This is a genomic window from Arthrobacter sp. CAN_A212 (assembly GCF_015752345.1).
GTDB lineage: Bacteria > Actinomycetota > Actinomycetes > Actinomycetales > Micrococcaceae > Arthrobacter_D.
Map to the genome: position 1 here is coordinate 1 of NZ_JADOUT010000048.1, position 5760 is coordinate 5760.

General features: G+C 59.2%; 6 protein-coding genes and 1 pseudogene. 1 reads left to right on the forward strand and 6 read right to left on the reverse strand.

Annotated features, from left to right (window positions below; all coding sequences use genetic code 11):
• Window positions 1-165 (forward strand): annotated as a pseudogene (locus IWX64_RS17385) (IS30 family transposase); the annotation flags it as partial.
• Between the two features lie 98 nt (window positions 166-263).
• Here the strand turns inward: IWX64_RS17385 and IWX64_RS16470 are convergent.
• The 6 genes from IWX64_RS16470 to IWX64_RS16495 all read right to left on the reverse strand — a co-directional run bounded on the left by IWX64_RS16470 (window position 264) and on the right by IWX64_RS16495 (window position 5326).
• Window positions 264-1001 (reverse strand): mycothiol-dependent nitroreductase Rv2466c family protein, encoded by a 738-nt coding sequence (locus tag IWX64_RS16470; RefSeq protein ID WP_196868208.1) that lies wholly within the window; start codon window positions 999-1001, stop codon window positions 264-266.
• Between the two features lie 426 nt (window positions 1002-1427).
• Window positions 1428-1817, reverse strand: a complete 390-nt coding sequence (locus IWX64_RS16475) for a DUF1622 domain-containing protein (protein ID WP_196868209.1) — start codon at window positions 1815-1817, stop codon at window positions 1428-1430.
• 127 nt (window positions 1818-1944) lie between these two features.
• Window positions 1945-2619, reverse strand: a complete 675-nt coding sequence (locus IWX64_RS16480) for a haloacid dehalogenase type II (RefSeq protein ID WP_196868210.1) — start codon at window positions 2617-2619, stop codon at window positions 1945-1947.
• Between the two features lie 4 nt (window positions 2620-2623).
• The gene (locus IWX64_RS16485; RefSeq protein WP_196868211.1) at window positions 2624-3445 is read right to left on the reverse strand and encodes an alpha/beta fold hydrolase; all 822 of its coding nucleotides are present in this window, start codon (window positions 3443-3445) and stop codon (window positions 2624-2626) included.
• 133 nt (window positions 3446-3578) lie between these two features.
• On the reverse strand, window positions 3579-4040 hold the full coding sequence (locus tag IWX64_RS16490; RefSeq protein WP_334683388.1) for a four-helix bundle copper-binding protein: 462 nt from the start codon (window positions 4038-4040) through the stop codon (window positions 3579-3581).
• The gene (locus tag IWX64_RS16495; protein ID WP_196868212.1) at window positions 4037-5326 is read right to left on the reverse strand and encodes a bifunctional alpha/beta hydrolase/OsmC family protein; all 1290 of its coding nucleotides are present in this window, start codon (window positions 5324-5326) and stop codon (window positions 4037-4039) included. Before IWX64_RS16495 ends, IWX64_RS16490 begins: the two co-directional genes overlap by 4 nt.
• Window positions 5327-5760 lie beyond the last annotated feature (434 nt).

Consider the following 5760-nt stretch of genomic DNA (forward strand, 5'->3'; position numbering starts at 1 on the left):
ATCCGCGAGTATCTGCCCAAAGGCATCGAGATCACCAGCCACCAGCCCTACCTCGACGCCATCGCCGACGAACTCAACGACCGACCCCGCGCCACCCTGGGCTACCTCACACCACGAGAAGTATTCACCAAACTACTCAACGACAACGTTGCTACCACCGCTTGACACCAAGCGTAGAACGTCTCGGCTGACGCCCGAACCGCGACGGACTCCTGGTGATGGCGCATGCTTGTCCGACTCGTCGGTCCATCCTCACAGACCGATCACTTCTTCTGGCGTCGGCTGCCACCGTGCCAGTCCTCCTGCTGACCGACCGTATCGGCGTTGACACCAAAGGCAGCAAGCTGTGGCTGCTCGCGCAGGCTCCGCTTGAGCTCCGCGAAACCAGGGAAGCGTGCCAGCCCGACCACATGGTCCCACAGCTCGGCGGCCGAATCTTCCTCTGGTAGCCGGCTGATCACCGGCCCGAAGAAGGCCACCCCAGCCGGCGGCTCAAAGTGAATGATGGGCGTGCCCACATCCTTACCCGTCAGCGCTAGCGCCTCATCTGTCTCCTGGCGGATCTCGCTGTCCCAGGACTCGTCGTCGAGAGCCTCCGCCAGTGCCAGGGGCAAGCCAGCTTCGGCGAGGATCGGCTCCACGAACTCACGTGTCCCACGCCGCTCACGCACTTCACCCTCGGTGCGCTGGTCGACCGGGTCTAAGGCAGAATCGAAGATGTGCGCTCCGAACGCAGCATACAACTCGGCCATCGACTCGCGGCCATGCTCCGCACGTGCCCGGGCCGCCACCCGCAGAAGCCGGAGCCCCGCCGTGTGTCCGGCCTCGTACTCAGGCGGAAAATGCGCGTCATAGTCAACCTCGGAGTTGATCAAACGCAACGAGAAGAACCGCCAGTCCACGGTGTAGTCGCGCTGCGCCTGCACCTGCCGCACCCACTTGCTCGTCATCCAGGCGAAAGGGCAGACCGGGTCGAAATAAAAGTTGATGTCGGCATCCATACGCCCACCTTTACACCGGTTGGTAACCCACGTCTAATCGAATCCATGCCCCAGCCCAAAAGGGTTGGACACTCGTGACTCTCACCCACGGCAACGGCCATCTGACTTTCAATCAGTTCTGGGGCGGCTTGAGGATCAGGGTTGACGGCACACCGATTGTCTGACCGTCCCGGGTTTGATGCTGCTATCTTCTGTGAGAAAGATGGTAACTAGGCCCAGGCAGTTTCCTCCCGAAGTCCGCGTTCGTGCAGTTCGCATGGTAGCGGATCGGTTTTCCGAATATCCCTCCGTTTATACCGCCTGTAAGGCGCTGGCGCCGAAGCTGGGAATCGGTGCTAAATCGCAGCGTCGTCATGTGCGGGATTGCACGGTACCGTCTGGTTTAGGCATGGGTGTGGCCTGTCGGGTTGGGCGGAACGACCTGGTTCAGTGGAACGTCGTTGGCGGTGGGCTTTGTTTCATAGCGTGTTTATTGAAGCTGGACTTTTGCCAAGGCCATTTTCCTGTGATCTCTAGTTCAAGCGAGAAGCTAAGGAAAGTTCGGATGAGAACAATGAGTGCGAGGACACCTACGGAGTAAAAGGTTGGGGTTACTGCGACCGTGCGAATGATGTCTCCGGCGACGAGGAACTCAAGGCCGAGCAAGATCGACCGTCCCAAACGCCGTCGGTAGGTGTCATAGATGTCGCGCTCTTTTCGTTTCATTAGCGCCGCTGCCGCGAGCAACGTCGCCACGAGCATGCCCGCAACAATAACAAGGACTCCCGCAACCTCGATGCCGGTACCAATGATTTCTACGACGTTCTGCAAATCCATCTGTTCCGCCCATCTCGACCGCTTAAAGGTGCAGAACGGTCAGCGACTTAGTTTACGATTTTATTTACTCTCCGGACATTGAGTATGCGGCTTCAACTTGTGATCCGGGCTGGCATGAAACCCGATTTCAACGCGCGGCGATCTTGTCTGCGAGAACTAAAAGATCCTCGGCTTCGATGTCCGGTGGCGTGAAGTAGGAGGGGTAAGAAGCACCCTCGCGATTAATCCACGCGGTTTGCAATCCGGCGACATTCGCGCCGTGAATGTCCCATGGGTGCACGGCAACGAGCAATAGTTGGTTCGCTGATTGGTTGAGCTCACGGGCCGCATAGTCGTATGCCTCGCTCGCTGGCTTCCACCGGGGTGCGTCCTGGACACTGAGGAACCGGGAGAACTTATCCTGAACGCCTCCCCGTTCCAGGAGGTCCTCCGCCACCGAGGTGGCACCGTTGCTGAGGGTTATCAGCTGGGTGATGCGGCTGAGCGCCTTAATGCCGGGGGCTGCATCCGGATGCAAGGGGAGATTCTTGAAGACTCCCATGATCGCTTCGATCTGCTTTTGGTAGTCCCCTTGTCCTGAAGTTTGGGCTAGGTGGCGGGAAAGATTGTCGGTGGCAAGGTCAGCGAACGCAGGGTTGTTCCCGGCGGCGGTGAGGGCGAATCCGTCGCGGAGGACTTCCGTAAACCACAGTCGTGCAAGGGAAGCAGGTGCCCCTGCGCGGTTGAATGCCTCCGCAAGAGGGCCCATGTCGGAGAGGGTTTCATTGACGTCGAAAACGATGACGGATGGTGTAGCGGTCATTCGGTTAGTCCTTTCGGCTTTCGGTAAGAAGCGAGTTGATGGCGGCGGCGATGGCCTGCGGGTGGTCCTCAGGAGTGAAATGCTTCCCTCCCGGTATTCGGATAAGGTCCGCTCCGAGATCAGCGGCGAGCCGTTCCCCGTACTTGATCTTCTGGAACGCATCGGCTTCACCCCACACCACCCGTGCCGGTAGGTTCAGGGCCGCCAACCGGTCGGCGATGTCTAGGGTGTCCTGAACGTTGAGGGCGGAGACTTGGCGCATCATGCTTCGCGCCGCACCTTGGGCTACATACGGTCCCCAGTGCTCCGCGAGGGATTCCAGGGCGATATTCCGGTCATCATGCCCGCGGTGGATCAACTGGACGAACGTCGGGTACATCAGCAGCTGTGGTAAAACCGCCAACACCGGTGCCACCCGCTGCATCGCCTTCACACTGGGAATGGGCCACGAATCGTAGGACACAGAATTGGTGAGGACCAGCCCGGCGAAGCGTTCCGCTGCCCGCACGGCGGCAATCTGTGCAACTCCTCCGCCGAGATCGTGGCCAACCAGGACCGGTGGTTCGTCCAGGTCAAGGGATTCAATCCACTCCACCAGGTATTCAGCCTGAGCTGACAGACCGATGTCGAGGTCTTTCCCATCGGGGATGCTCGATCCGTAGCCGGGCATTTCCCATGCCAGTGTTTTGCCTTCGACCAGCGGCATGACGTGGCGCCAGAGCCGGGGCGAGGTGGGGATGCCGTGCACAAGAACGACGGGACTGCCCGTACCGTGCTCCGCCCATCGGGCGCGCCTGCCGTTAATCATTGTCGATCGTGTTTCCACGCACTTCTCCAATCACCATTGCGGGGCATCGCTCTTCCATGACGGCGCCGGAATAAGCCCACCCTGCCAGCTTAACCAGACCGCCTGTTCGGCGATGCAACATCGGTGAAGACGTGGAAAGGGTTTGCTGACTTCAGAATGGCCGTGGAAGTAGATCTTGGCAGGCTTGTTCGCAGCGGCGGCATTCCTCGGCAGCGATCCGGCAGGATGGGTAGGTCTCGGCGTGTTTTTCATTTTCGATAGCGCTTGTGGTGCAGAAGTCTCTACATGCCATAAGGATTGTCTTCAGCAGATTGCCGTCGACGTCGGTCAGCCGGGAAAGGAACCGGCCGGTGGTGACGCAAAGTTCAGCACAGTCCAAGTTGAGACGAATACACTTCCGCAATTCAGCTACCGTCTCTTCTGCCATGCAGGCGTCCGCGCAGGCGTCGCTTGCCTGTGCGCAGGAGAAGGCAGCTTCAATGCATGCGGTCATCGCTTGGCCCAATGACGGCTCACCGTCGGGGTGTGCGGCCATCATGGATCTAGTCGTACTCATAGTTTCTCCCACAGAAGTGCCGTCATATTCAGACTGTTCAATATTGCGACTATTCATTTCAGCACCTTCGTCTCCGGGTTGTCCCGGAAGCTGGTCCGTCCAGGGTCTGTGTCGGAAATTATCGTTCCGATGAGGATTTCCGAGCGTAGGGTGCGGTGGACTGGGCACTTGTCGGCGATTTCGCGCAATCGTTGACGCTGATCCTCGTCGAGGTCGCCGTCGAAGCGGATGACCCGTTCGATTCGATCCAACTTTCCCGTTTCGGTCTCGCAGTCGGCGCAGTCCTGTGCGTGGATTCTGCTGTGTCGCAGTGAAACCGTCACCTTTTCCAACGGCCATTTCTTGCGGTCAGCATACATCCTGACGGTCATCGAAGTGCAGGCGCCCAGGCTGGCTAGTAGGAATTCGTAGGGCGATGGGCCGGTATCGGTACCGATCGGGGCGGGTTCATCCGCGCTCAACCGGTGCCCGCCGACCATCACTTCCTGGGCGAATGCTCCGACTCCTGTCTCAGCCACGACGACGAGTCCTTCAGCTGGGTCATCAACTGCGCGCGGAAGACCCGAATCCGTGGGCACAGCGAAGGCGAAGCGGTGTGCCCACGTTGCAAGCATTGAAGCAGCGAACGCAGCATCGGCAGGGTCGGTGAGTAGATGGTCGGCCCCATCGAGGGCAACGAACGACTTCGGGTGACGAGCCGTCTCGTAGATGCGCCGCGCGTTATCCGCGTCCACGGCAGTGTCACTGGGCGAATGCATGACTAACAGCGCCGAGCATAGCTGACGAATGCGGTCGGCTTGCGGCTGCGCGGCAATATCGTCGAGGAATTGCCGGCGGATGCGGAACGGTCTGTCGCCGAGGATAACGTCTGCCTCCCCTGAGGTTTCAATCTCTGCCCTGCTCTCCCCCAACAGATGCACAAGGTGGTCGGGGTCAGCTGGGGCGCCGATGGTGACCACCGCCCGCACCTCAGGTATTTGAGCGGCCACGGCGAGCACCGCGGCCCCACCGAGCGAGTGTCCAATCAGAATCGACGGGGCCGTGAAACCTTTGCGAAGATAGTCGGCAGCGTGAATCAGATCTTCAATGTTGGAGCTGAAGTTCGTATTGGCGAAGTCGCCACCTGATTGGCCGAGCCCAGTGAAATCGAATCGGAGAACGGCAATACCGTAATCGGTGAGCGCCCGGGAAATTCTCGCAGCTGCGAGCACGTCCTTGCTGCAGGTAAAACAATGCGCGAACAAGGCGTAGGCCAGGGGCTGGGACTCCGGCAGATCGAGCCGTGCCGCCAGTAAAGCTCCCTGGGAACCAAGGAATTCGACTTTCTCGCCGTGTCCGGCCATTGCTGCTCATCTCCATTGTCTTTCATGCCCATCACACCGACTCGATTCTTCTTCCGAAGCTTTTCATATCCATAGCGGGTTCGCCGTGGCTTCAGGGAACGATATGCGCCACCTGCCCGAAGTTCTGTGTCCTGGAATACAGATCCTGTCCCCACAGTGTTCACGATCCGCCGCGTCAGTCTCCAGACGAGGATCCGATCTTTGGCAGTTGGGCTCAGTTCCTGGCTGTGTCTGGGAACGGTGTCCTGGCTTACAGAACAATGTGCGGTGGCGTCCTAGCGTTTGGATGGAATTCCGTTGGGGATTCAACACTCATCTGAGGAGAGCCATGCAATTTGACCCCCCTGTCTGTCAGCATTGGGTGAGACACCGCCACTTTTCCCACTGACTCCTTAAGGGCGAGATTTGGAAACCGATTCCCTGTGAGCACCGCA